This is a genomic window from Bradyrhizobium sp. NC92 (assembly GCF_025200865.1).
GTDB lineage: Bacteria > Pseudomonadota > Alphaproteobacteria > Rhizobiales > Xanthobacteraceae > Bradyrhizobium.
The window spans coordinates 963,512-984,833 of record NZ_CP104171.1 but is presented as its reverse complement, the minus strand read 5'-3'; the positions used below and the strand labels follow the sequence as shown (position 1 = coordinate 984,833).

The following is a 21,322-nucleotide window of genomic DNA, read 5'->3' as shown; positions in this document are numbered from 1 at the left end:
CCCTGCTTGTTGTTGTTTCAGACGAACTGGCATGACACGGAGCCGAAGGCGCCGTAGTCGGCATGGAAGGTGTCGCCGCGGCGGATGTCGACCGGACGCGTGAACGATCCCGCCAGCACGACCTCGCCGGCTTTGAGATGCTCGTCATGGGGCGCGAGGCGGTTGGCGAGCCAGGCGATACCGTTGGCGGGGTGATTGAGCACGCCGGCTGCAAGGCCGGTCTCCTCGACCTCGCCATTGCGGAACAGTAATGCGCCGATCCAGCGCAGATCCGCATCCATCGGGCGGATCGGCCGGCCGCCGAGCACCAGCGCAGCATTCGCAGCGTTGTCCGAGATCGTGTCCATGACCTTGCGCGTCTTGCCCGTTTCCGGGTCGACGCGGTGCATGCGCGTCTCCAGAATCTCCAACGCGGGCGTGACGTAGTCGGTGGCGTTGAGCACGTCGAAGATGGTGCAGTCGGGTCCGCGCAGCGGCGCCTTCAGCACGAAGGCGAGCTCGACCTCGATTCTTGGCGCGTGGAAGCGGTCGAACGGAACAGGCGTGGCATCGGCGTAAAACATGTCGGCGAACAGCACGCCGTAGTCGGGCTCATTGATGCCGACCGCGTTCTGCATCGCCTTCGAGGTCAGGCCGATCTTGTGGCCCTTGATGATGCGGCCGCGGCCGAGCTGGAGTTTGGTCCAGGCGCGCTGGACGGCGTAGGCGTCCTCGATGCTGAAATCGGGATAGTCCTTGGTGAACATCGGGATCAGCGATTTGGTGCGCTCGGCTTCATCGAGGCGCGCGGCGAGGCGTTCGATGGTGGCGGTATCCAGCATCATCTATTGCTCCGCGGCAACCGTGTTGCGCAGCACGCCGATGCGGCTCGACTCGACCTCGACGACGTCGCCCGCCTTGAGCCAGCGCGGCGGATCAAAGCGCGCGCCCGCGCCCGTCGGCGTGCCCGTCACGATCATGTCGCCGGGCTTGAGGGTGGCGAAGGTCGAGAGATAGGAGATCAGGAAGTCGAACGGGAACATCAGCCGCTCGGTGGTGTCCTGCTGCCTCACCTCGCCGTTGACGCGCGTTGTGATGTCGTGGGGACCACGCGGGTCGAGCTCGTCCGCGGTGACGATCCACGGGCCGATGCTGCCGGAGCGATCGAAGTTCTTGCCCTGCGTGACGTTGAACTTGCCGTGGCGCAGCCAGTCGCGGATCGTGCCCTCGTTGCACAAGGTCATGCCGAAGATGTGCGACCACGCTTTTTCGCGCGGAATGTGGCGACCGCCCTGCCCGATCACGATGACGAGCTCGCCTTCGTAGTCGAGCTGATCCGAGACTTTGGGCTTCTCGATCGGCTGGCCGGAGCCTGATATCGAGGACATGCTGCGCACGAACAGGCTGGGGTATTTGGGCAGGTCCGAATTGTCTTTGTATTCCGCATTGCGCTCGGCGTAGTTCACGCCGATGCACCACAGCTTCTCCGGCGCCAGCACCGGCGGCAGCAGGACGAGCTGGTCGAGCGCATGGTCCGGCTTCTGTCCCGCGACGGCTTCCTGCGCGTCGACGCGTGCGTTGGCCGCGATCAGCGCCTTCACATCCGAATAGTCGCGGCCGATGCGCCTGGTCAGATCGACCACGCCGCCGTCCACGGCCGCGCCATAGCGCGCCTCGCCGTCCAGGAGATAGCTCAGCAGTCGCATTGGATGTCCTCCGATGATCTTGGGGCGGCGGCTGGCGATGAGCCCCGCGCGCTCAGTCTTTCGATTTGGGAGTCTGGAACACGCTGTTGAGCGTCACGATCTCGCCGAGCCGGGCGTAACGCGGGCCGCCGATGCGCGCGATCGGGTCGAGCGCCCTGGTCTCGACCTTGCCGTCGTTGACGAGGCCATCGCGCAAATGGAACAGCACGACCTCGCCGACGATGAGCCGGCTCTTGGCGTCACCGAATTCGAGACACTGCCGGAACCGGCACTCCATCGCAACCGGCGCGGCGGCGAGCCGCGGCACCTTGATGCGCTCGCTAGCGAGCGTTTCGAGCCCGAGATGCTCGACCTCGCTGACCTCAGGTGGATGCTCGACGGAGCTGTCGTGCAAGGCCTGCATCAGCGGGGTGTCGGCGATGTGGATGACATATTCCTCGGTATCGAGGATGTTGTGCGCGGTGTCCTTGTAGTCGGCGCCCTTGCGGCCGACGCTGATGGCGAGCATCGGCGGCTTCTGCGAGACGAAGGTGAAGGCGCTGAACGGGGCGAGATTGAGCACGCCCGTGGCTGACAGGCTCGTCACCCACGCGATCGGGCGCGGCACCACGATGCCGGTCATCAGACGGTAGATGCGCTCGGCGCCGAGCTCGGTGGGGTCGATCCGCATCGATCAATCCGCCCTGATATTGGCCTTGCGCACCACCGGAATCCACTTGGCGTCCTCGCGCTCGAGATAGGCCTTGAATTCGTCCGGCGTCATCGGCGTGGCTTCGCCGCCGAGTTTTTCGAACTTGTCGATCACGGCGGGGTCCTTGAGAATCGCGACCAGCGTCTCGTGCAGCTTCTCGACGATGGGCGCCGGCGTGCCTGCTGGCGCGAACAGGCCGGTGAAAGTCTGGCCGTCGAAGTCCTTGTAGCCGAGTTCGGCGAAGGTCGGCACATCTGGCAGCGACTTCAATCGGTGCGGGCTGGTGACGGCGAGCGGACGGAACAGGCCGGCCTTGATGTGCTGGAGACTGACCGTGAGCTGGTCGAACGCGAACTGCACCTGGCCGCCCAGGAGATCGTTGATCGCCGGCGCGTTGCCGCGGTAATGCGCCGTGACCCATTGCAGCCCGAGGCTGGACTGCATCAGCTCGCTCAGCAGATGGTTGGTGGTGCCGGGGCCGGGCGAGGCCATGGTCAGCTTGCCGGGCTCGCGCTTGGCGAGATCGAGAAACTCCTTGAGCGTGGTCGCCTGCACCGACGGATGGACCTCGAGCACCAGCGGCGTCATCGAGATCGTCGAGATCGGGAGAAAGTCCTTCTTCCAATTATAGGCGTCGCGCTTGTTGATCTCGGTTGCGAACAGCACCGGGCCGTTGGCGCCGACGAACAGCGTGTAGCCGTCGGGCGCCGACTTGGCGAAGGCTTCGCCCGCGATCATGCCGCCGGCGCCGGCCTTGTTCTCGATGACGAAGGGTTGGCCGAGCTTTTCCTGGAGCTTGTCGGCGACGATGCGCGCGGCGCTGTCGACGTTGCCGCCGGCGGGATAAGGCACGATCAGCTTGACGTTGCGCGCCGGCCATTGCTGGCCCAACGCGGGCCCGGCCAGCATCGCAGTAACGGCAGCTATGGCAATCCAGATTAATCGCATGTTAACCTCCCGGCGGCGCTTCCAATTCCATATCGGGCGCCGATGACTTTCGTGCATGGCATCCCGATCGGAGGGCAATCTCCCGATGCGCGCTTGCCCTGTCGAGGGAATTGTGGCGTTCTTGTCCATATTATGGACAAGAGACGTGCAACGAAACTCGCCCGCAGCGCCGTGGAACCGCGACAAGGCGCGCAGGCGATCCGGCGCGCGCTCGCGGTGCTGCGCATTCTTGCCGCGGGGCGCGAGGACGGTGTGCCATTGGCCGAGGTGGTCCGCACCACGGGCCTCACCCGCCCGACCGTGCATCGCATCGTCCACGTGCTGATCGAGGAAGGCATCGTCGAGCGGCATGGCAGGAGCGGCCGCTACGCGATCGGCAACCAGGTGCCGGAGCTGGCGCTGGCGCGCCCGCGGCCCTCGCGGCTCTTGGTCGCGGCAACGCCGTCGCTGCAGCGCGCGTCTGCCGAGATCGGCGACACGCTGTTCCTGACCGTGCGCACCGGCAACGACACGCTGTGCGTCGACCGCCGGATCGGCGTCTATCCGATCCAGGTGCTGTCGATCGAGGTCGGCGCGCGGCGGCCGCTCGGCGTCTCCAGCGCGGGCGTTGTCATCCTCGCCGCGATGCCGGCGCAGGAGGCACGAAGGATCGTCGCGGCGAACGAGAAGCGGTTCGAGGCCTACCGGACCGACGTCGCGACCGTGCTCGGCGAGGTCACCGCCGCACGGCGCCTCGGATACGGCCTGAGAGAGACCGGCCTGGTGCAGGGGACGAAATCGATATCGACCTGGATCAAGACGCCGGACGGCCAACCGGCTGCGGCGATGACAGTCTCCGCCGTTCGCACGCGGCTCGGCCCCCGCCGCGAGCAGGAGGTCGCGGAGATCTTGCTGCGGGAAGCCCGGATCATCGAGCAGGCGATCGGGGGCTAGCGACGACACCGGACGGCATTTCTTCGCCTGTCCCCGCTTGCGGGGAGAGGCCGAAATTCGAGCGAAGCTTGAATTCCGGGTGAGGGGGAGTCTCCGCGAGTCTAACTGCCACCGTTTTCGCGGAGGCAGCCCCTCACCCCAACCCTCTCCCCGTAAGAACGGGGCGAGGGGGCGCACTGCCGCTGTCGCGCTGTCAATGGGCTGACTTGGCACACCGTTTTATGGCACAACGGCCGCCATCACCGACCGACCAACGAGGCCACGCATGCCCGCGCCGAAACCGCCTGCCTTCGAGACCCTGAGCCTGCATGCGGGCCAGCATCCGGATCCCACGACCGGCGCCCGGGCGGTGCCGATCTACCAGACCACGTCCTACGTGTTCCAGGATTCCGACCACGCCGCGGCGCTGTTCAACCTGGAGCGCGCCGGCCACATCTATACCCGCATCTCCAATCCGACCACCGGCGTGCTGGAGGAGCGGCTTGCCGCGCTCGAAGGCGGCGTCGGCGCGATCTGCACTGCCAGCGGCCAGGCGGCGCTGCATCTGGCGATCGTCACGCTGCTCAATGCCGGCGACCACATCGTGGCGTCGAGCTCGCTCTATGGCGGCACCATCAACCTGCTGGCGCACACGCTGCCGCGCTTCGGCATCACCACGACGTTCGTGAAACCGCGCGATCACGACGCGTTCCGGTCGGCGATCAAGCCGAACACGAAGCTCGTGATCGGCGAGACCATCGGCAATCCCGGGCTCGAGGTGCTCGACATTCCCAAGGTTGCGGCGATCGCGCATGAGGCAAAGATTCCGCTTCTGATCGACAACACCTTCGCCACGCCCTATCTCAGCCGCCCGATCGAGCTGGGTGCCGACATCGTCATGCATTCGGCGACCAAATGGATCGGCGGCCATGGCATCGCGATCGGCGGCGCCATCGTCGACGGCGGCCGCTTCGACTGGCGCGCATCGGGCAAGTTCGGCGTGCTGACGGAACCCTATGGCGGTTATCACGGCATCGTCTTCGACGAGCAGTTCGGCACGGCCGCCTTCATTATGCGCGCCCGCACGGAAGGCCTGCGCGATTTCGGCGCCTGCCTGTCGCCGACCAACGCATCCCAGCTGCTCCAGGGCGTCGAGACGCTCGGCGTGCGCATGGACCGGCATATACACAACACGCATCTGGTGTTGGAAGCGCTGAAGGCCAACAAGGCGGTGGACTGGGTGCTGCATCCCTCGCTCGAGGATCACACGGACTACCAGCTGGCAAAGACGCTGCTGCCGCGCGGCGCCGGCTCGATCGTGTCCTTCGGCATCAAGGGCGGGCGCCCCGCCGGGCGCAAATTCATCGAGAGCTTGCGCATGATCAGCCATCTCGCCAATGTCGGCGACGCCAAGACGCTGGTGATCCATCCGGCCTCGACCACGCATCAACAGATGGACGCCGAGCAGCTCAAGGCGGCCGGCATCGGCGAGGAGCTGGTGCGGCTCTCGGTCGGCATCGAGACCGCAAGCGACATCATCGACGACCTCAATCAAGCGCTGCGCATCTCGCAAAAGGCCTGACATCATGAAGCTCTCCGTCAACGGCACCGATGTGTTTGTCGCAACCGGCGGCCGCGACTTCGACAAATCCCTGCCCGCGGTCGTCTTCATCCACGGCGCCGGCTTCGACCATTCAACCTGGGCGCTGCACACGCGCTGGTTCGCCCATCACGGTTTTTCCGTTCTGGCGCCCGACCTACCCGGCCACGGCCGCTCTATTGGGCCTTCACTCGACAGCATCGCCGAGATGGCCGACTGGACAGCAGCGCTGCTCGAAGCGGCAGGCGCTGCGAAGGCGCATCTGATCGGCCACTCCATGGGCTCGCTGATCTCGCTGGAAACGGCGGCGCGGCATCCGGACAAGGTCTCAGCGCTGAGCCTGATCGGTACTGCCGCGACCATGACGGTGGGTCCGGATCTCCTGAAGGCCGCCGAAGCCAACTCGCAGGATGCCAACGACATGGTCTCGATCTGGGGCCTCGGTTTCAATGCGGAACTCGGCGGCAGCCTTGCGCCCGGTCTGTGGATGCATGGCGGTGCGCAGGCGGTGCTGAAGTCATGCGAGCCGGGCGTGCTGTTCAGGGATCTGTCGGCTTGCAACTCCTATACGAATGCGCTTGCCGCTGCAGCGAGCGTGAAGGTGCCGACAACGCTGATCCTGGGCGAAAAGGACATGATGACGCCGGCCAAGGCGGGCAAGGCGCTCGCCGCCGCGATCCCGCATGCAAAGACCGTCGTGGTGCCCGGCGCCGGCCACATGATCATGGCCGAGCGGCCGGACGAGCTGCTGGCGGCGCTGCGGAACTAAACGGATCGATCTCCTGTCTTGCGCGTTGCGGTCAGACATCCCTCTCACTCAAGAAGGGGAACTCGACCATGCCGAGACAGGAAGTCATTCGCAAAGCGAGGCAAGACAAGCGCGCCGGCAAGTCGGCCAGCACGCAGGCCGGCGAATTCGTCAAGGACGAGATCGACAGGATTCGCAAGGGCAAGCACGGCGCGCGCTCGACCAAGCAGGCGATCGCGATCGGCCTGTCCGAGGCGCGCCGGGCCGGCGTCGATCTGCCGCCACCGCGCAAGGGACGCACCAAGAAGGCGACGCGGCGCAGTGCCAAATATGCCTATGAGGTCGGCCAGGGCAAACGGACGCCGAAGCGGAGGCCGAAAGTATCGCGCGCCGTCACGAACGTCCTGAAGAAGGAGCCGCGATCGACCGCATCGCGCAGTGCGCTGTCGAAACAGGCCAAGCGAGCCGCAAGCCGCCGAACCGCAGCGTCCCGCTCGGCCACGGCGCGGAAGGCGAGCCGCACCAAAGGCGCAAAGGTCCGCTCCGCTGCCGCCAAGAAGGCGGCGCGCACCAGGGCGCGCCGCCGGAGCTGATCAGTCGCGCCGGTTCAAGAACCCGGCGTCCATTTCCAGACGATGTCGGAGACGTTGACCGGCTTCGGGATCAGGCCCAGCTTTGCGAAGCGATCGGCGACCGCTTGCTGGCTCCTGACCACCTCGGCGTCGAGCGGCACTACGCGGAAGTTGGAGCGATCCACGAAACGCCTGACGGCCTCGATGTCAACGCCGGTCGCGTCTGCCTGGGCTTTGGCGACGTCCTCGTGGTGTTCGTTGGCCCAGACGCCTTCGGACGCGAAGGTCGTGTTCAGCTTCGCGACCAGCGCCGGATACTTCTCCACGAAATCCGTGTTGGCGATGTAGAACGCATTCGGCTTGTGCACGTCCTTGTCGAAGGCGATCACGCGCGCGCTCTCCTTCAATTCGGCGATCGCCAGATAGGGATCCCAGATCGACCAGGCATCGACCGAGCCCTTGACGAAGGCTGCCGTCGCATCGGCCGGGGCGAGCGGCGCAGGCGTGATGTCGGACCAGGACAGGCCGGCCTTTTCGAGCGCGGCGACCAGCAGATTATGCGCGCTCGATCCCTTGCCGAAGGCGACGCGCTTGCCCTTGAGATCGGCGAGCGAGCGAATCGGCGAATCCTTCGGCACGATGATCGCCTGGGTGTTGCCGTCGGATTTCACCGCAGCGACGTAGCGGATCTTGGCGCCGCCGGCCTGCGCGAAGATCGGCGGGGAGTCGCCGACATAGCCGAAATCGACGCTGCCGACATTGATGGCCTCCAGCAGCGGCGGACCGAACTGGAAGTCGATCCACTTGATCTCGATGCCGAGCGGTTTGAAGGCGTTTTCCAGAGTCTGGCGCTGGCGCACCGCCGGGAAGAAACCACCCTTCTGCGTGCCGATGCGGATTTCCGCCGGCTTGTCCTCGGCGTGGGCGGGTACAGCCAGGGCCGTCGCAAGCAACAGCGTCGTAGCCAGAATGTGTCGTCGATTGATCATAACGCGGTCCTTTCGGTGGGATCAGTTGGCGAAAAGTTGCGAGCTCGCGCGACCGCCACGCTCGGAGAACACCGCACGGGCGGCGCGCTCGGCCTCGCGGGCCGAACGGAACTGGCGGCCTTCGAGGCTGTCGAACAGGCGCTCGGAGGAGAAGAAGCGGAAGCCGCGCTCATCACGCGTGATGATGCCGGCGGCGCGGTCGTGGATTTCGATGATGTAGGCGTTCGACTGGATCTGGGACATGACTGCTCGTTCGCCGAAGTTCGGCGTTTCTGTCTTGGGATTTTCGGTGTGAGGTGCTGCTAGGAAACGGTCAGCAGCAACAACAGGCGCCCGTGGCCGCAGAGAAACAGCGCCGCGTCATGCACGCATGCATGTCGTTCTGATTGCGCTGGCGATCGGGTTTCATAATGCGGCTTCAGGCTCGATGAGCAGTTTCGGTGCCTCGAATATCGAGCGATCGGCAGGATTGGTCAATGAAATGGCTATCCATATTTGCGGCGCGCGCGCTGGGCGGGTTCTCTCGCCGCAAGCACGGACAGACGGATTCATCTCGCGATGAGTTCAACGCGCGCGGGCAGCGGGCATGATACGCTCCCAACGCCAATGATATGGGAGGTTCCAGGCATGGCGGATGCTCTGAAGGGGCGCACGGCGCTCGTGACCGGCGGCTCGCGCGGAATTGGCGCAGCTGTCTGTCGTGCGTTGGCCGAAGCAGGTGCAGCGGTTGCGATCAACTGCCGCGAGAGAATTAACCAGGCCGAGCAGCTGGCGGGGGAGATTGGCAAGCAGGGCGGCCGCGCCATCGTGGTCGCCGCCGACGTCTCGCAGCGCGAAGCCGTGGCTGATATGGTCGAGCGTGTCACGGCCGGGCTCGGGCCGATCGACATCCTCGTCAACAATGCCGGCATTGCGATCACGCGCATCGTCGACGATCTCACCGAGGATGATTTCGACCGCACCATCCTGGTCAACCTGAAATCCGCTTTCCTGTGCACGCAAGCGGTGTTGCCATCGATGCGCGCGCGGACATGGGGCCGCATCGTCAACATCTCCTCGGGTGCCGCGCGCGGTGCGGGCTCGATCGGCCCGCACTACAATGCGTCAAAGGCAGGCATGGAGGGCCTGACGCGCGGCTATGCGGCGCGGCTGGTGAAGGAGGGCATCACCGTGAACGCCGTGGCGCCATCGCTGATCGAGACCGACATGATGAGCGGCCAGCTCCAGCTCGTCGGCCGCATCCCCCTCGGCCGCTTCGGCACGGCGGATGAGGTGGCGAAAGCCGTGATGCTGCTGGTCGACAATGCCTACATGACCGGACAGACCATCGCGCTGAGCGGCGGGATGGCGTTTAATTGAAGCGGAGCGGCGGGCTCTTCTTCCTTCTCCCCTTGTGGGAGAAGGTGGCGCGAAGCGCCGGATGAGGGGTATCTATCCGCGCGCAACACTCTTCGTGAGGATGGAGACCCCTCACCCGTCTCGCCGCTTCGCGGCGAGCCACCCTCTCCCACAAGGGGAGAGGGGAAGAAGGAACTCACCACATCGTTGCCGCCGCCCGTTCCGGCCAGATCCGGTCGTACTCCGCACCGCCGACCTTGTTGTCACTCATCTCCGCAAGAATCTGCCCCGGCGTCGGCAACGACTTCGGATCGACGCGCTTGTCGGGATTCCAGAGGTCGGCGCGGACGATGGCGCGGGCGCATTGGAAGTAGATCTCCTCCACGTTCATCACCATGACGCTGCGCGGCGCCTTGCCCTCGACCTCGAACGAGGCCAGCAGCTCCGGATCGATCGACAGATGCGCGCGGCCGTTGGTCCGCACCGCATTGCCGGAGCCGGGAATCAGGAACATCAACGACACGCGCGGGTCGCGCACGATATTGCGCAAGGAATCGACCCGGTTGTTGCCGCGGCGGTCGGGCAGCATCAGCGTCTTGGGGTCGTGGATGCGGACGAAGCCGGGCAGATCGCCGCGCGGAGAGCAGTCGATTCCCTCGGGCCCGATGGTGGCGAGCGCGGCGAACGGCGCCTTCTCGATGAAGATGCGGTAGAGCGGGGTGACGTGGTCGGCGACCTTCACGGTCGAGGCGTCATTGGTGGCGCCGTAGATGGCTTCCAGCTGTTCGATCGTTTCGATCACCGTCATTCCACACTCTCTCTATCGCGCCGACAACTCGTCTTGCCAGCCTTGATTCCTGATCACGCGTACCAGCTGGCGGCTGTGATAATCCGCGCTGCCGGCATTGAGGATGGTGACATCCGCCTGCGCCGACGCCTCGTCGACGCTGCGCGACAGCCGCTCGGCGATGTCGCCGTCGCTCTTCCGGGCGCGCGCGGCAAGCCGCTGCGCCAACACGTCCGGCGGCGCCGTGATCGCGACCACCACGACCTCGGCATAGGCCCGGCGCAAGGCTTCGATCACGGTGCGCGAGACGTTGACGACGATGGTGCGGCCCGCGCGGATGTCGTCGTTGATCTCGAGCGGCAGTGCATAGCAATGCCCATGCGCCTCCCAGTGCACGGCGAAGTCGCCGTGCTCGCGCGCGCGGCGGAATTCGTCGGGGCTGACCGCGATATTGTCTTCATCGGCCGAGGACGCACGCGTCACGATGCGGCGCGGGAAGACGATGTCGGGATCGTCGCTGCAGACAGTTTGCGCCAGCCGCAGCAAGGTATCCTTGCCAGCGCCGCTGGGGCCGACCACGAGCACAAGCCGGCCGGGGCCGATCGCACCCGCCTCGCCCTGCGCCGTGGTCACCATTTCGCTCATGCGACGCGGTGTCCTTCGCGCCACACGCTGCGGACCACGGGAACGTGGCCTGCGACATGGACCCGGATCAAATCGGCGCGCTTGCCGGTCGCGACCTCGCCGCGGTCGGTGAGGCCGACCGCCTCGGCGGGCGCCTTCGTCACCGTGCGAACCGCTGCCGGAAGGCTGATCGCGGGCACATGCTCGGGCAATTGCAGCGCGGCCATCAAAAGGCTCGACGGGATGTAATCCGACGACAGGATGTCGAGCAGGCCTTCGCGCGCGAGATCGACCGCGGCGATGTTGCCGGAATGCGAGCCGCCGCGCACCACGTTCGGCGCGCCCATCAGGATGTCGATGCCGGCCTGGTGCAGGCCGCGTGCGGCCTCCAGCGTAGTCGGGAATTCCGCGACCGAGACACGGTCGCGCACGGCGTCCGCGACGTTCTCCTCGGTGGTATCGTCGTGGCTCGCCAGCGGAATGTTGTACTGATGCGCCAGCGCCACGATCTCGCGCATGTTCGCCGCGGCATAGAGCCTCTGATATTCGAAACGCTTTGCGAACAATTCGTCGAGCTCGGCATCGGTCTTGCCGCCGCCCTTGCCGCGGTAATAGTCGCGCAGCTTGACCTCGTCGCGGAACTGGCGCTGGCCGGGCGTGTGGTCCATCAGCGACATCAGCTTGACGTCCGGACGGTCGATCAGCTCCTTGGCTTCCTCGACCACGCTCGGCATCGGGATCTCGCAGCGCAGATGCAGGAAGTGATCGGCGCGCAGCAGGTTGGCCTCGCGCGCATTGGTGATCGCGGCGGCGAGCACGCCGGCGCGGCCATCGACCTCCTCGGCGCCGTCCTCGCGCCAGACCCGGAGCGAATCGAATACGGTGGTGATGCCCGAGGTCGCAAGCTGGCCGTCATAGGAGATGACGGCGGCGACCGGATTCCAGAACACCTTTGGCCGCGGCACGTAATGCGCTTCGAGATGATCGGTGTGGAGCTCGATCAGGCCGGGCATGATCAAGTCGCCGCCGGCATCCTCGGCGCCCGCGGGCGCCCTGCCCTCGCCGATCTCCGCAATGCGGCCGTCGGCAAGCGCGAGCCAGCCCTGCTCGATCACCCGGTCAGCCAGCACGATCCTGGCATTGGCGATCACGGATTCCTTCTTCATTTCCCCATTCCTTCAGGCCGCGGCGGCAAAGCTGGTGACGTCAACGATGCGGTCGGCAATCAGATGACGGATTTCGTCGTCATGGACAATGGCGACCATGGCGACGCCCTGATGTTTCTTTTCAGCGACCAGCTCGACCACCACGGCGCGATTGGCGGCATCCAGCGAGGCGGTCGGCTCGTCCAGCAGCAGGATCGGCAGGTCCGAGATGAAGCCGCGCGCGATGTTGACGCGCTGCTGCTCGCCGCCGGAGAAGGTCGCGGGCGGCAGCTGCCAAAGTCGCTCGGGGATGTTGAGACGATGCAGCAATTCGCCGGCGCGCGCCTGTGCGTCGGCCCGGCTCATGCCGTTCAGGATCAGCGGCTCCGCGACGACGTCGATGGTCGCAACCCGCGGCACGGCCCGCAGGAACTGGCTGACATAGCCGATGGTGGAACGGCGGATATTGAGCACCTGACGCGGCTCGGCGGTGGCGAGATCGACCACCCCGCCGCGATGGCGGATACCGATCCGGCCGCTGTCGCAGCGATAATTGCCGAAGATCATCTTCAGGATCGACGATTTGCCGGCGCCGGATGGGCCCGACAACACGACGCACTCGCCTGGATTGACCTGGAAGGTTACCCCGCGCACCACCGGCAGCTCGATGCCGCCCTGCAGGTGCATCGTGAAGGTCTTGCCGGCGTCGGTGATGTCGATCATGGCGGTCATTGGGGGGCTCATATTGCAAGGTTCATGGCGGCAGGATCGAGGAGACGAGGACCTGGGTATAGGGTTCGCGTGGATCGTCGAGCACCTGATCGGTCAGGCCGGTCTCGATGACGCGGCCGCCCTTCATCACCATCACGCGGTGCGACAGGAGGCGCGCCACCGCGAGATCGTGGGTGACGATGATTGCGGCGAGGTTCAGCTCGGCGACGAGGCTGCGCAGGAGGTCGAGCAGGCGCGCCTGCACCGAGACGTCAAGTCCGCCGGTCGGCTCGTCCATGAACACGAGCCGCGGCTCGGTGACGAGGTTGCGGGCGATCTGGAGGCGCTGGCGCATGCCGCCGGAATAGGTGCGCGGCGCATCGTCGATGCGCGCTGTGTCGATCTCGACGCGGGTGAGCCAGTCGGAGGCGGTGTCGCGGATACGGCCGTAATGATTCCAGCCCACCGCCATCAGCCGCTCGCCGACATTGGCGCCGGCGGAGACCGCCATGCGCAGGCCCTGTGCGGGATCCTGGTGCACGAAACCCCAATCGGTGCGGAACAGGAAGCGCCGTTCGGCCTCGCCCAGCGTGGCGAGATCGCGGGTGACGCCGTCGCGCATCCGGTACGACACGTGGCCCGCGGTCGGCGTGAGCTGGCCCGACAGCATCTGCAGCAGCGTCGACTTGCCCGAGCCGGATTCGCCGACGATCGCCAGCACCTCGCCGGGATAGAGCGAAAACGACACGTCGCGGCAGGCATTGATGCGGCCGAACGACTTGCTGAGGGATGTTGCGACCAGCAGCGGCTCGTCGTTGTCGAGCAAATTGTGATCAGCCATTCGCGGCCTCCTGCGCCTTTTCCTTGTACGGCGCGGCACCGAGGCTGCCGTGATGGCCGGCGGCCTGGCGGCCCTCGCAATAATCGGTGTCCGAGCAGACGAACATGCGCCCGCCCTTGTCGTCGGTCACGATCTCGTCGAGATACGAATTCTCCGCGCCGCAGAGCGCGCAGGGCGCATTGAAGCGGTAGGGCTCGAACGGGTGATCCTCGAAATCGAGCGACACCACCTGCGTATAGGGCGGGATCGCGTAGATGCGTTTCTCGCGGCCGGCGCCGAACAATTGCAGTGCCGGGCTATTGTCCATCTTGGGATTGTCGAATTTCGGCGTCGGCGACGGGTCCATCACGTAGCGCGCGTTCACCTTCACCGGATAGGCATAGGCGGTGGCGATATGGCCGAAGCGGGCGATGTCCTCGTAGAGCTTCACATGCATCAGGCCGTATTCGGCGAGCGCGTGCATGCGCCGCGTCTCGGTCTCGCGCGGCTCGAGGAAACGCAACGGCTCGGGGATCGGCACCTGATAGACCAGCACCTGGTTCGCGTTCAGCGCCGTCTCCGGGATGCGGTGGCGGGTCTGGATCACGGTTGCTTGGTCCGTTGCCGTCGTCGTCGCAACGCCCGCGGTCTTGGCGAAGAATTTGCGGATCGAGATCGCGTTGGTGGTGTCGTCGGAACCCTGGTCGATCACCTTCAGCACGTCCTGGGGCCCGAGGATCGCGGCGGTGACCTGCACGCCGCCGGTGCCCCAGCCGTAGGGCATCGGCATTTCGCGGCTGGCGAACGGCACCTGATAGCCGGGGATCGCGATCGCCTTCAGGATCGCGCGGCGGATCATGCGCTTGGTCTGCTCGTCGAGATAGGCAAAGTTGTAGGCGGGCGCGTTCATTCCGCGGCCTCCTTCATGGCATCGGGCGTGTTGGCATCGGCGAACGCTTTAGAGAACTCTTGGCGCAGCTTGCGCAAGAGGCCGAGTTCGGACTGGAAATCGACATAATGCGGCAGCTTCAGGTGCTCGACGAAGCCGGTTGCCTGGACATTGTCCGAATGCGACAACACGAACTCTTCGTCCTGCGCGGGGGCAAGCGCCTCCTCGCCGAGCTCACGCGCGCGCAGCGCGCGATCGACCAGCGCCATCGACATGGTCTTGCGCTCGCTCTGGCCGAAGGCGAGGCCATAGCCGCGGGTGAAGCACGGCGCCTCGGTCGCGGAGCCCTTGAACTGGTTGACCATCTGGCACTCGGTGAGCTCGATCGCGCCGAGCGGCACGGCGAAGCCGACGTCTTCCGCGACAAAGTCGACCTCGACCTCACCGAAGCGGATCTCGCCGACAAAGGGGTGGTTGCGGCCGTAGCCGCGCTGGGTCGAATAGCCCATCGCGAGCAGAAAGCCTTCGTCACCGCGCGCGAGGTTCTGCAGGCGCAAATCGCGATCCGCGGGGAAATTCAGCGGCTCGCGGGTGAGATCGCCGACGCTGGCGCCGTCCTCGGCTTCCGGCGATGATTCGATCAGCCCGTCGCGGCCTAGAATGTCGGTCACGCGCGGGGTCGGCGCGGTCGAAGCTTCGGCCGCGGCCGGCGTCTCCGGCACGAAGCCCTCAGCGAGCGAAGGGTCGAGCAGGCGGTGCGTGTAGTCGAAGGTCGGCCCCAGGATCTGGCCGCCGGGGATGTCCTTGAAGGTCGCCGACACCCGCCGCTGCACCCGCATCGCGCCGGTGTCGACTGGCTCGCTGGCACCGAAACGCGGCAGCGTGGCGCGGAAGGCGCGAACCAGGAAGATCGCCTCGATCAAATCGCCGCGCGCCTGCTTGATCGCAAGCGCCGCGAGCTCGCGGTCATAGAGCGAGCCTTCGCTCATGACGCGATCGACGGCAAGGCCGAGCTGCTCCGAGATCTGGTCGAGAGCGATTTCCGCAACGCTTTCGTCGCCACGCCGCTTATGCGCGAGCAAGCGATGGGCGTTCTCGATGGCGCGTTCGCCGCCTTTGACTGCGACATACATGCTTCTAGCTTCCCTTGCTCACGACGCGCGTGGTGCGGGGGATCGCGACCACGGCGTCATCGGCGACCAGCACCACATCGATACCGCGCGGAAACAGCGCTTCGTTCATATGCAGGCGCTCGAACAGGTCGAAAGGCTTGATCGACGCCCGCAGCGTGGCGACCCCATCGATGCCGGGGCCACGCAGCTCGAAGCTCCGGCCGGAGGCGAGGCTGTCGACCTGGATGATCACGGTCGTCGAACGGTCCGGATACTCGCTCGTGCCGAGCGCGAAGCGCTCGAGCGAAGGCAGCGCACCGCCGTCGCCGATTAGCGCGAACGAGGCGATTGACGAATCCTGCACGACCGGCGCGCCGGTGTGGAACTTGAGCCACTTCGTCACGTCCGCGCTCTCCGCCATCCGCGCATCGAGCCAGAGCGGCGTGTCGTGGTCGAACAGCGTCAGCGCGATCGCGGCGGTGCCGCGCATCATCGTATCAGGCGCCCCCGCCACCGGCACGATGCGCTGAACCGAGCCCGGCCGCGCCATGGCGTCCATGACCGAGCGAAAGGTCGATTGCGCCGACAGCACCTTGTCGGCGAAACCCGGCGGCAGTTCCGCAATCGTGGTCATGATCTCACCCCTCACCGCGCACCATGGTGTAGAAATCAACCTTCGTCGCGGCGGTCGCTTCCGCCGCCTGCTTGCGCCTGACCATAAGCTGCTCGCGCAACGGCGCGATAACGTCGCGCTCCACCGCTCCGCCGAAATCGCGGGACTGCACCAGCGCATCGCAGAGCGCGATCAGCCGCGCCTTCTCACCGTCGCGGCCGAGCGTGTAGCCGAACCCGACCTCGCCGCTCGCAAGCCGCACCGCGGCGCGCGACACCGTGGCTTCGCCGAGATTGAACGGCGCGCCGTCGCCGCCGACCCGCCCGCGCAGCATGACGAGGCCGTTCTCCGGCGTGCGCAGGTCCTGATGGTCCGGCAAGGCCCGGTCCGAGGCCAAGTTGCGGAGGCGAGCGGCGATCTCGCCCGCCTCCGCGTGCGCCAGCACCGCCATTGCGGCCTTGCGCTGGGCTTGCTGATTGTTGTGCTGGGTCACCTGGTCCACCGAACCTTTTGACAGAACTTGCCGCATCGAAGTTGTCTATGATAATAGACAACTTCATAAGGACGCGCCATGACTGTTTCGTGACAATGCTGTGATTTCTGGAGTAGGTTTCCCGCGACATGAGCATGCAGGACACAGCCTCGTCGGGCGTCGCGCTATGGCGCCTCGTTGCCGACGGCATCGAGCGCGGCATCGCCGACGGCCGCTTTGCGGCCGGCGACAAATTGCCGGGCGAGATGGAGATCGCCGAAACCTATCGCGTCAACCGCCACACCGTACGGCGCGCGCTCGCGGCACTTGCCGAGCGCGGCCTGGTGCGCGCGGAGCGCGGCAGCGGAACCTATGTCGAGGCACAGAAGCTCGCTTATCCCTTGCGCTCGCGCACGCGCTTCTCCGAGATCGTCGGCGCGGATGGCCGCGAGCCGCATGGCCGGCTGATCGAGGCGACCGATGACGTCGCGACGCGCGAGCTCGCGCGGGAGCTGGGACTAAAGACCGGCGCGCCCCTGGTGCGGATCGAGGCGATCCGCCTTGCCGACCGTACGCCGATTTGCGTTTCCACGACCTGGCTGTCGGCGGACCTGTTCCCGGGTGCCGGCGCCGTGTTCGCGGCGACGCGCTCGATGACGAAGCTGCTGGAGCATTTCGGCGTCCGCGACTATCGCCGCGGCGCAACCCGAATCACCGCGGGCATCGTCGACGCGACCGATGCGGCACGTCTCGATCTAGCGCTGGGGCGGCCGATCCTGGTGGTGGACGCCACCGACCACGATCTCACGGGTAGGCCGCTGGTGACCAAGCACTCGCGGTTTGCGGCAGAGCGGGTGGAGTTTTTGGTGGAGTCGTAGCTCTCTCCACGACACCGGACCTGTAGGGTGGGCAAAGGCGCCCTTGCGCCGTGCCCACGATCTTTCTCGATCGTCAGAGGTGGTGGGCACGCTTCGCTTTGCCCACCCTACGGCACCTTTGCTCAGGCCACAGCCCTTCGCCCAATGATCGCAAAGCGCAGCTTGCCCGAGATGAAATCGATCGCGGCGACCGCGACCAGGATCATCAGGATCAGGAACGACACTTTCTGCCATTCCAGCACGCGGATCTGCTCGGCGAGCTGGAGGCCGATGCCGCCGGCGCCGACGATGCCGATGATGGTCGCCGAGCGCGTGTTGGATTCGATGAAATAGAGCACCTGTCCGGCAATCACGGGCAGCACCTGCGGCAGCAGGCCGAAGCGGATCTCGTGCAGCGCGCTGCCGCCGGAGGCGCGGATGCCTTCGACCTGCTTCTGGTCGGCGCCCTCGATCGCCTCCGAGAACAGCTTGCCGAAGGCGCCGAAATCCGACACCGCGATGGCGAGCACGCCGGCGAACGGGCCGAGGCCGACGACGTTGATCCACACCAGCGCCCAGATCAGGGTGTCGACGCCGCGGATCGAATCCAGGAAACGACGGACCGGGAAGCGCAGGATGTTCGACGGCACGATGTTGCGCGCGGCCAGCAAGCTCACCGGCAGCGCGAACACCGCTGCCAGCGTGGTGCCGAGCAGCGCGATCGAGAGCGTCTCCCCGAGCGCCTTCAGATAGACCGGCAGCGAGGAGCCGGGATCCGGCGGGATCATCATCAGGCTAATCCAGCCGAGCTGGCTGAGGCCGGCGAAGAAGCGCGACGGCGAGAAATCGAGATCGACGAGGCCGTAGATGAGAATCGCGAACGCCGCGACGATCATCGCGGGCGTCGCGAGCCGCGCCGAGGCCGGCCGATCGAACACATCGGGGTAGCGTGCACGCATCTCGCGCGTATCGACCTCCTGCGGCCTCGTCACGTCCGCGCCTCCTTGCCGAACAGGCGGCCGCGCAGCCAGCCGGTGGTGATGTCGATGATGAAGACCGTGACGATGATGGTGAGCAGGATGGCGCTGACGTCCGAATAGTAGAACTTGCGGATCGCGACGACGAGCTCCTGGCCGATGCCGCCGGCGCCGACGAAGCCCATGACGGAGGCTTCGCGGACATTGATCTCGAAGCGCAGTAGCGCGTAGCTGGCGTAGCCGGCGGTGACCTGCGGCACGATGGCGAAGCGCATGCAGGAGAACCAGCTCGCCCCGGTCGAGCGGATGCCCTCGACCGGCTTCATGTCGGCATTCTCGACGATCTCCGAGAACAGTTTTCCGAGCGCGCCGGTGGAGTGGATCGCAATCGCCAGCACGCCCGCCATCGGCCCGAGCCCGAAGGCGATGACGAAGACCAGCGCGAAGACGATGCCGGGAACGGTGCGGGCGAATTCGAGCAGGCGCCGCACGGTAAAGCGCAGCCAGGGCGCGGGCGAGGTGTTCTCGGCCGCGAAGAAATTGAGGGCGAAGGCGAAGGTCGCGCCGATCAGCGTGCCGACATAGGAGATCAGCAGCGTCTCACCCAGCATCTTCAGCCATTTGCGCCAGCCCCAGAACCACTCGCCGACATCGGTCCAGACCCGCTGGCCGCTGTCGAGCGTGAGGATGCGGTCGAAATAGCTGACGAAGTTGCCGAAATAGGTGAACAGCGTGCGCAAATTCACTTCGGCGCCGATCGCGGCGAGAGCCAGCGCGGCGGCAAACACGCCCGCTCCCAACAGGAGACGAAGCCGCCTGCGTGAAACCGCCTGGCGATAGGCAGCGTTGAGCGCGGCGAGCTGCTGCTCGGGGAGGATCGAAACCGCTGTCGTCATGGGGTCGAAACAGGTCCCGTCAAAGAAAGAGCCGGGTCTTTGGGACCCGGCTCAGGTGCATCGTCCCGAAGACTCAGGACGCCTTCTTCTTACGCAGTGCGTCGACGAACTTGATCAGCTCGATCGTGCCATCCCAGTCCTTGGTGGTGGCGGGATGAAAGCCCTTCTTCTGGCCGTCGGAGAGACGGTCGAACGCGGCCTTGTCCTTGGCCGGCGCGTCGAAGAACGCCTTGGCAATGGCGGTCTTGGCGTCTTCCGGCAGGTCGGAATTGTAGGCATAGGGGCCGTTGATGATCGGCGCCGATTTGTGGATGATGCGGAAATCGTCCTTCTTCATCGCCGAGCCGTCGGCGTTCTTCAGCATCCCTTTGGTCAGCATCTGCGCCAGCGTGGAATCGTCGTCGCTGGTCCACTGGTTGGCAGCGACTTCGACCGTGCCCTGCGCCAGCGCCAGCATCGCGTTCTCGTGGCTGCCGGTGAAGACGACCTTGCCGAAATAGGCGTCGGCATCGTGGATGCCCATCTTGTCGAGCTCGAAGCGCGGCACGTTGTTGCCGGAGGTCGAGTTCGGGTCGACGAGGCCGAGGTTCTTGCCCTTCAGGTCGTCGATCTTCTTGTAGGCGCTGCTTGCCTTGACGAAGAACACCGAATAGTAGCCGGTCGAGCCGTCGGCGTTGATGTCGTTGGCGAAGGCCTCGGACTTGACGCCGGTCAGGCGGGCACGCGCGAACGCGGCCGCGCCGTAGCTGGCGATGTGGATATTGCCGGCGCGCTGGCCTTCGATCACCGCGGCATAGTCGTTGGCGATGCGCAGCGTGACCTTTACGCCGAGTTCTTTCGATAGATAAGTCATGAACGGTGCCCAGCGCTCGGTGACGCCCGACGCGTTCTCGGCCGGGACGACGGCGAAGGTCAGCTCGGGATACTTGGCCTTCCAGTCGTCGGCCGAGGCGGAGGCGGTGAAAGCGAGCGCAGCGGCGCCGGCCAGGATTAATCTGCGAGTGATCATGATGCCCTCTTCATCGGTTGGGGGTCGGTTGACGCAAACTGGCAATTGAACAGGTGCGATGCGGCTTTAGGCGGCTGCGGCGGTTCCGAGCGCCGGCACGCCCTCGGGCGCCGGGACAGGCAGGCCACCCACGACGTCGGCAGCTTCGAGATCGTAGAGCTCGCGCGCGACGTGATCGGTCAGCGCGGCAGGCGCGCCGTCGAATACCACGCGCCCGGCGGCCATGCCGATCAGGCGGTCGCAGTAGGTGCGGGCCAGATCGAGCGAATGCAGGTTGCAGAGCACCGTGATGCCGAAATGCTTGTTGATGCGCAAAAGCGCATCCATCACGATCTTGGTGTTGCGCGGATCGAGCGAGGCGATCGGCTCGTCGGCGAGGATGATGTCGGGCTGCTGCACCAGCGCGCGGGCGATCGCGACGCGCTGCTGCTGGCCGCCGGAGAGCTGGTCGGCCCGCTGGGCAGCGAGCGAAGCGATGTCGAACTGCTCGAGGGCCGACATCGCCAGCGCCTTGTCCTGCTCGGGCCAGGCCTGCGACAGCGAGCGCCAGGCGGGCATCGTGGCGAGACGGCCCATCAGGACATTGGTGAGCACGTCGAGCCGACCGACCAGGTTGAACTGCTGGAAGATCATCGCCGAGCGGGCGCGCCACTGCCGCAGCTCCTTGCCGCGCAGCAAGGTGACGTCGACGCCGTCGAACAGGATGCGTCCCCCGGTCGGCGTCACGAGGCGATTGATGGTCCGCAGCAATGTCGACTTGCCGGCGCCGGATCGCCCGATCACACCGACGAAGCAACCGGGGGAAACTTGAAACGAAGCGTCGTCCACCGCGGCTTTCGCGCCGAAGCGACACGTCAGGCCTTCAACCACCAGCATACAGGGGCTCCAGAGTAGCTGGAGCCAACCGCTAACGCCCGTGCTTAACAC

General features: G+C 65.9%; 25 protein-coding genes. 6 read left to right on the top strand and 19 right to left on the bottom strand.

From position 1 onward, the window contains the following. Window positions 1–17: 17 nt before the first annotated feature. The 4 genes from hpaH to N2602_RS04595 are packed head-to-tail and all read right to left on the bottom strand — an operon-like array spanning window position 18 to window position 3,324. Window positions 18–821 carry a 2-oxo-hept-4-ene-1,7-dioate hydratase gene (gene hpaH, locus N2602_RS04610; protein WP_260383610.1) on the bottom strand — a complete coding sequence of 268 codons (804 nt, stop codon included), beginning with the start codon at window positions 819–821 and terminating at the stop codon, window positions 18–20. 3 nt (window positions 822–824) lie between these two features. Further along, window positions 825–1,685: a fumarylacetoacetate hydrolase family protein gene (locus N2602_RS04605; RefSeq protein ID WP_260381909.1), complete on the bottom strand. Its 861-nt coding sequence runs from the start codon at window positions 1,683–1,685 to the stop codon at window positions 825–827. Window positions 1,686–1,737: 52 nt separating this feature from the next. Beyond that, on the bottom strand, window positions 1,738–2,355 hold the full coding sequence (locus N2602_RS04600; RefSeq protein ID WP_260381908.1) for a flavin reductase family protein: 618 nt from the start codon (window positions 2,353–2,355) through the stop codon (window positions 1,738–1,740). 3 nt (window positions 2,356–2,358) lie between these two features. Further along, a complete protein-coding gene (locus tag N2602_RS04595; protein ID WP_260381907.1) occupies window positions 2,359–3,324 on the bottom strand; it encodes a tripartite tricarboxylate transporter substrate binding protein in 966 nt (321 codons plus the stop codon). Window positions 3,325–3,456: 132 nt separating this feature from the next. Between N2602_RS04595 and N2602_RS04590 the strand changes: the two genes are divergently transcribed. The 4 genes from N2602_RS04590 to N2602_RS04575 all read left to right on the top strand — a co-directional run bounded on the left by N2602_RS04590 (window position 3,457) and on the right by N2602_RS04575 (window position 7,177). Continuing rightward, entirely contained in the window at window positions 3,457–4,257 is an 801-nt protein-coding gene (locus N2602_RS04590) for an IclR family transcriptional regulator (protein WP_212259518.1), read from the top strand. Between the two features lie 265 nt (window positions 4,258–4,522). Next, the gene (locus tag N2602_RS04585) at window positions 4,523–5,818 is read left to right on the top strand and encodes an O-acetylhomoserine aminocarboxypropyltransferase (protein WP_260381906.1); all 1,296 of its coding nucleotides are present in this window, start codon (window positions 4,523–4,525) and stop codon (window positions 5,816–5,818) included. Window positions 5,819–5,822: 4 nt separating this feature from the next. Then, on the top strand, window positions 5,823–6,605 hold the full coding sequence (locus tag N2602_RS04580) for an alpha/beta fold hydrolase (protein ID WP_260381905.1): 783 nt from the start codon (window positions 5,823–5,825) through the stop codon (window positions 6,603–6,605). Window positions 6,606–6,673: 68 nt separating this feature from the next. After that, on the top strand, window positions 6,674–7,177 hold the full coding sequence (locus tag N2602_RS04575) for a DUF6496 domain-containing protein (protein WP_260381904.1): 504 nt from the start codon (window positions 6,674–6,676) through the stop codon (window positions 7,175–7,177). Between the two features lie 14 nt (window positions 7,178–7,191). Here the strand turns inward: N2602_RS04575 and N2602_RS04570 are convergent, their stop codons facing one another. Both N2602_RS04570 and N2602_RS04565 read right to left on the bottom strand, forming a co-directional pair. After that, on the bottom strand, window positions 7,192–8,145 hold the full coding sequence (locus tag N2602_RS04570; protein WP_260381903.1) for an aliphatic sulfonate ABC transporter substrate-binding protein: 954 nt from the start codon (window positions 8,143–8,145) through the stop codon (window positions 7,192–7,194). 21 nt (window positions 8,146–8,166) lie between these two features. Next, a complete protein-coding gene (locus N2602_RS04565; RefSeq protein ID WP_260381902.1) occupies window positions 8,167–8,388 on the bottom strand; it encodes a hypothetical protein in 222 nt (73 codons plus the stop codon). 384 nt (window positions 8,389–8,772) lie between these two features. On the opposite strand from N2602_RS04565, the gene N2602_RS04560 reads away from it, so the two are divergent. Next, window positions 8,773–9,504 carry an SDR family NAD(P)-dependent oxidoreductase gene (locus N2602_RS04560; RefSeq protein ID WP_260381901.1) on the top strand — a complete coding sequence of 244 codons (732 nt, stop codon included), beginning with the start codon at window positions 8,773–8,775 and terminating at the stop codon, window positions 9,502–9,504. Between the two features lie 175 nt (window positions 9,505–9,679). On the opposite strand, the gene N2602_RS04555 is transcribed toward N2602_RS04560, so the two are convergent. The 9 genes from N2602_RS04555 to phnG are packed head-to-tail and all read right to left on the bottom strand — an operon-like array spanning window position 9,680 to window position 16,686. Further along, window positions 9,680–10,291: a pyridoxamine 5'-phosphate oxidase family protein gene (locus N2602_RS04555; protein ID WP_260381900.1), complete on the bottom strand. Its 612-nt coding sequence runs from the start codon at window positions 10,289–10,291 to the stop codon at window positions 9,680–9,682. Between the two features lie 12 nt (window positions 10,292–10,303). Then, complete coding sequence (gene phnN / locus N2602_RS04550; protein WP_260381899.1) at window positions 10,304–10,915, bottom strand: phosphonate metabolism protein/1,5-bisphosphokinase (PRPP-forming) PhnN; 612 nt, start codon at window positions 10,913–10,915, stop codon at window positions 10,304–10,306. Continuing rightward, window positions 10,912–12,060 carry an alpha-D-ribose 1-methylphosphonate 5-triphosphate diphosphatase gene (locus N2602_RS04545; protein ID WP_260381898.1) on the bottom strand — a complete coding sequence of 383 codons (1,149 nt, stop codon included), beginning with the start codon at window positions 12,058–12,060 and terminating at the stop codon, window positions 10,912–10,914. The genes phnN and N2602_RS04545 overlap by 4 nt, the downstream gene beginning before the upstream one ends. Window positions 12,061–12,072: 12 nt before the next feature. Next, window positions 12,073–12,771 (bottom strand): phosphonate C-P lyase system protein PhnL, encoded by a 699-nt coding sequence (gene phnL, locus N2602_RS04540; protein WP_260381897.1) that lies wholly within the window; start codon window positions 12,769–12,771, stop codon window positions 12,073–12,075. Between the two features lie 22 nt (window positions 12,772–12,793). Continuing rightward, window positions 12,794–13,591 carry a phosphonate C-P lyase system protein PhnK gene (gene phnK, locus N2602_RS04535; protein ID WP_260381896.1) on the bottom strand — a complete coding sequence of 266 codons (798 nt, stop codon included), beginning with the start codon at window positions 13,589–13,591 and terminating at the stop codon, window positions 12,794–12,796. Further along, the gene (locus tag N2602_RS04530) at window positions 13,584–14,480 is read right to left on the bottom strand and encodes an alpha-D-ribose 1-methylphosphonate 5-phosphate C-P-lyase PhnJ (protein ID WP_260381895.1); all 897 of its coding nucleotides are present in this window, start codon (window positions 14,478–14,480) and stop codon (window positions 13,584–13,586) included. The genes phnK and N2602_RS04530 overlap by 8 nt, the downstream gene beginning before the upstream one ends. Next, window positions 14,477–15,592 (bottom strand): carbon-phosphorus lyase complex subunit PhnI, encoded by a 1,116-nt coding sequence (locus tag N2602_RS04525; RefSeq protein ID WP_260381894.1) that lies wholly within the window; start codon window positions 15,590–15,592, stop codon window positions 14,477–14,479. The genes N2602_RS04530 and N2602_RS04525 overlap by 4 nt, the downstream gene beginning before the upstream one ends. Before the next feature lie 4 nt (window positions 15,593–15,596). Continuing rightward, a complete protein-coding gene (phnH, locus tag N2602_RS04520) occupies window positions 15,597–16,205 on the bottom strand; it encodes a phosphonate C-P lyase system protein PhnH (RefSeq protein ID WP_260381893.1) in 609 nt (202 codons plus the stop codon). A gap of 4 nt (window positions 16,206–16,209) precedes the next feature. Beyond that, window positions 16,210–16,686 carry a phosphonate C-P lyase system protein PhnG gene (gene phnG, locus N2602_RS04515; RefSeq protein WP_172785236.1) on the bottom strand — a complete coding sequence of 159 codons (477 nt, stop codon included), beginning with the start codon at window positions 16,684–16,686 and terminating at the stop codon, window positions 16,210–16,212. A 119-nt stretch (window positions 16,687–16,805) separates the two neighbouring features. Here phnG and phnF point away from each other — a divergent pair, with 119 nt between their 5' ends. After that, complete coding sequence (gene phnF / locus N2602_RS04510; RefSeq protein WP_172785180.1) at window positions 16,806–17,534, top strand: phosphonate metabolism transcriptional regulator PhnF; 729 nt, start codon at window positions 16,806–16,808, stop codon at window positions 17,532–17,534. Window positions 17,535–17,656: 122 nt separating this feature from the next. On the opposite strand, the gene phnE (N2602_RS04505) is transcribed toward phnF, so the two are convergent. The 4 genes from phnE (N2602_RS04505) to phnC form a co-directional block, all read right to left on the bottom strand. Next, the gene (gene phnE, locus N2602_RS04505; RefSeq protein ID WP_212259533.1) at window positions 17,657–18,505 is read right to left on the bottom strand and encodes a phosphonate ABC transporter, permease protein PhnE; all 849 of its coding nucleotides are present in this window, start codon (window positions 18,503–18,505) and stop codon (window positions 17,657–17,659) included. Further along, window positions 18,502–19,386, bottom strand: coding sequence for a phosphonate ABC transporter, permease protein PhnE (phnE, locus tag N2602_RS04500; protein ID WP_260381892.1), 885 nt, complete (start codon window positions 19,384–19,386; stop codon window positions 18,502–18,504). The genes phnE (N2602_RS04505) and phnE (N2602_RS04500) overlap by 4 nt, the downstream gene beginning before the upstream one ends. A gap of 73 nt (window positions 19,387–19,459) precedes the next feature. Next, window positions 19,460–20,395 carry a phosphonate ABC transporter substrate-binding protein gene (gene phnD, locus N2602_RS04495; protein ID WP_260381891.1) on the bottom strand — a complete coding sequence of 312 codons (936 nt, stop codon included), beginning with the start codon at window positions 20,393–20,395 and terminating at the stop codon, window positions 19,460–19,462. A 66-nt stretch (window positions 20,396–20,461) separates the two neighbouring features. Beyond that, on the bottom strand, window positions 20,462–21,271 hold the full coding sequence (phnC, locus tag N2602_RS04490) for a phosphonate ABC transporter ATP-binding protein (RefSeq protein WP_260381890.1): 810 nt from the start codon (window positions 21,269–21,271) through the stop codon (window positions 20,462–20,464). Window positions 21,272–21,322: the final 51 nt, after the last annotated feature.

Coding starts and splice junctions, on each gene's coding strand:
- phnF (WP_172785180.1), top strand. CDS start 16,806: ATGAGCATGCAGGACACAGCCTCGTCGGGCGTCGCGCTATGGCGCCTC.
- N2602_RS04530 (WP_260381895.1), bottom strand. CDS start 14,480: ATGAACGCGCCCGCCTACAACTTTGCCTATCTCGACGAGCAGACCAAG.
- phnC (WP_260381890.1), bottom strand. CDS start 21,271: ATGCTGGTGGTTGAAGGCCTGACGTGTCGCTTCGGCGCGAAAGCCGCG.
- N2602_RS04605 (WP_260381909.1), bottom strand. CDS start 1,685: ATGCGACTGCTGAGCTATCTCCTGGACGGCGAGGCGCGCTATGGCGCG.
- N2602_RS04545 (WP_260381898.1), bottom strand. CDS start 12,060: ATGAAGAAGGAATCCGTGATCGCCAATGCCAGGATCGTGCTGGCTGAC.
- phnD (WP_260381891.1), bottom strand. CDS start 20,395: ATGATCACTCGCAGATTAATCCTGGCCGGCGCCGCTGCGCTCGCTTTC.
- N2602_RS04560 (WP_260381901.1), top strand. CDS start 8,773: ATGGCGGATGCTCTGAAGGGGCGCACGGCGCTCGTGACCGGCGGCTCG.
- hpaH (WP_260383610.1), bottom strand. CDS start 821: ATGCTGGATACCGCCACCATCGAACGCCTCGCCGCGCGCCTCGATGAA.
- N2602_RS04525 (WP_260381894.1), bottom strand. CDS start 15,592: ATGTATGTCGCAGTCAAAGGCGGCGAACGCGCCATCGAGAACGCCCAT.
- phnK (WP_260381896.1), bottom strand. CDS start 13,591: ATGGCTGATCACAATTTGCTCGACAACGACGAGCCGCTGCTGGTCGCA.
- N2602_RS04555 (WP_260381900.1), bottom strand. CDS start 10,291: ATGACGGTGATCGAAACGATCGAACAGCTGGAAGCCATCTACGGCGCC.
- N2602_RS04565 (WP_260381902.1), bottom strand. CDS start 8,388: ATGTCCCAGATCCAGTCGAACGCCTACATCATCGAAATCCACGACCGC.
- N2602_RS04600 (WP_260381908.1), bottom strand. CDS start 2,355: ATGCGGATCGACCCCACCGAGCTCGGCGCCGAGCGCATCTACCGTCTG.
- phnN (WP_260381899.1), bottom strand. CDS start 10,915: ATGAGCGAAATGGTGACCACGGCGCAGGGCGAGGCGGGTGCGATCGGC.
- phnE (WP_260381892.1), bottom strand. CDS start 19,386: ATGACGACAGCGGTTTCGATCCTCCCCGAGCAGCAGCTCGCCGCGCTC.
- phnL (WP_260381897.1), bottom strand. CDS start 12,771: ATGACCGCCATGATCGACATCACCGACGCCGGCAAGACCTTCACGATG.
- N2602_RS04570 (WP_260381903.1), bottom strand. CDS start 8,145: ATGATCAATCGACGACACATTCTGGCTACGACGCTGTTGCTTGCGACG.
- N2602_RS04575 (WP_260381904.1), top strand. CDS start 6,674: ATGCCGAGACAGGAAGTCATTCGCAAAGCGAGGCAAGACAAGCGCGCC.
- phnH (WP_260381893.1), bottom strand. CDS start 16,205: ATGACCACGATTGCGGAACTGCCGCCGGGTTTCGCCGACAAGGTGCTG.
- N2602_RS04580 (WP_260381905.1), top strand. CDS start 5,823: ATGAAGCTCTCCGTCAACGGCACCGATGTGTTTGTCGCAACCGGCGGC.
- N2602_RS04585 (WP_260381906.1), top strand. CDS start 4,523: ATGCCCGCGCCGAAACCGCCTGCCTTCGAGACCCTGAGCCTGCATGCG.
- N2602_RS04590 (WP_212259518.1), top strand. CDS start 3,457: ATGGACAAGAGACGTGCAACGAAACTCGCCCGCAGCGCCGTGGAACCG.
- N2602_RS04595 (WP_260381907.1), bottom strand. CDS start 3,324: ATGCGATTAATCTGGATTGCCATAGCTGCCGTTACTGCGATGCTGGCC.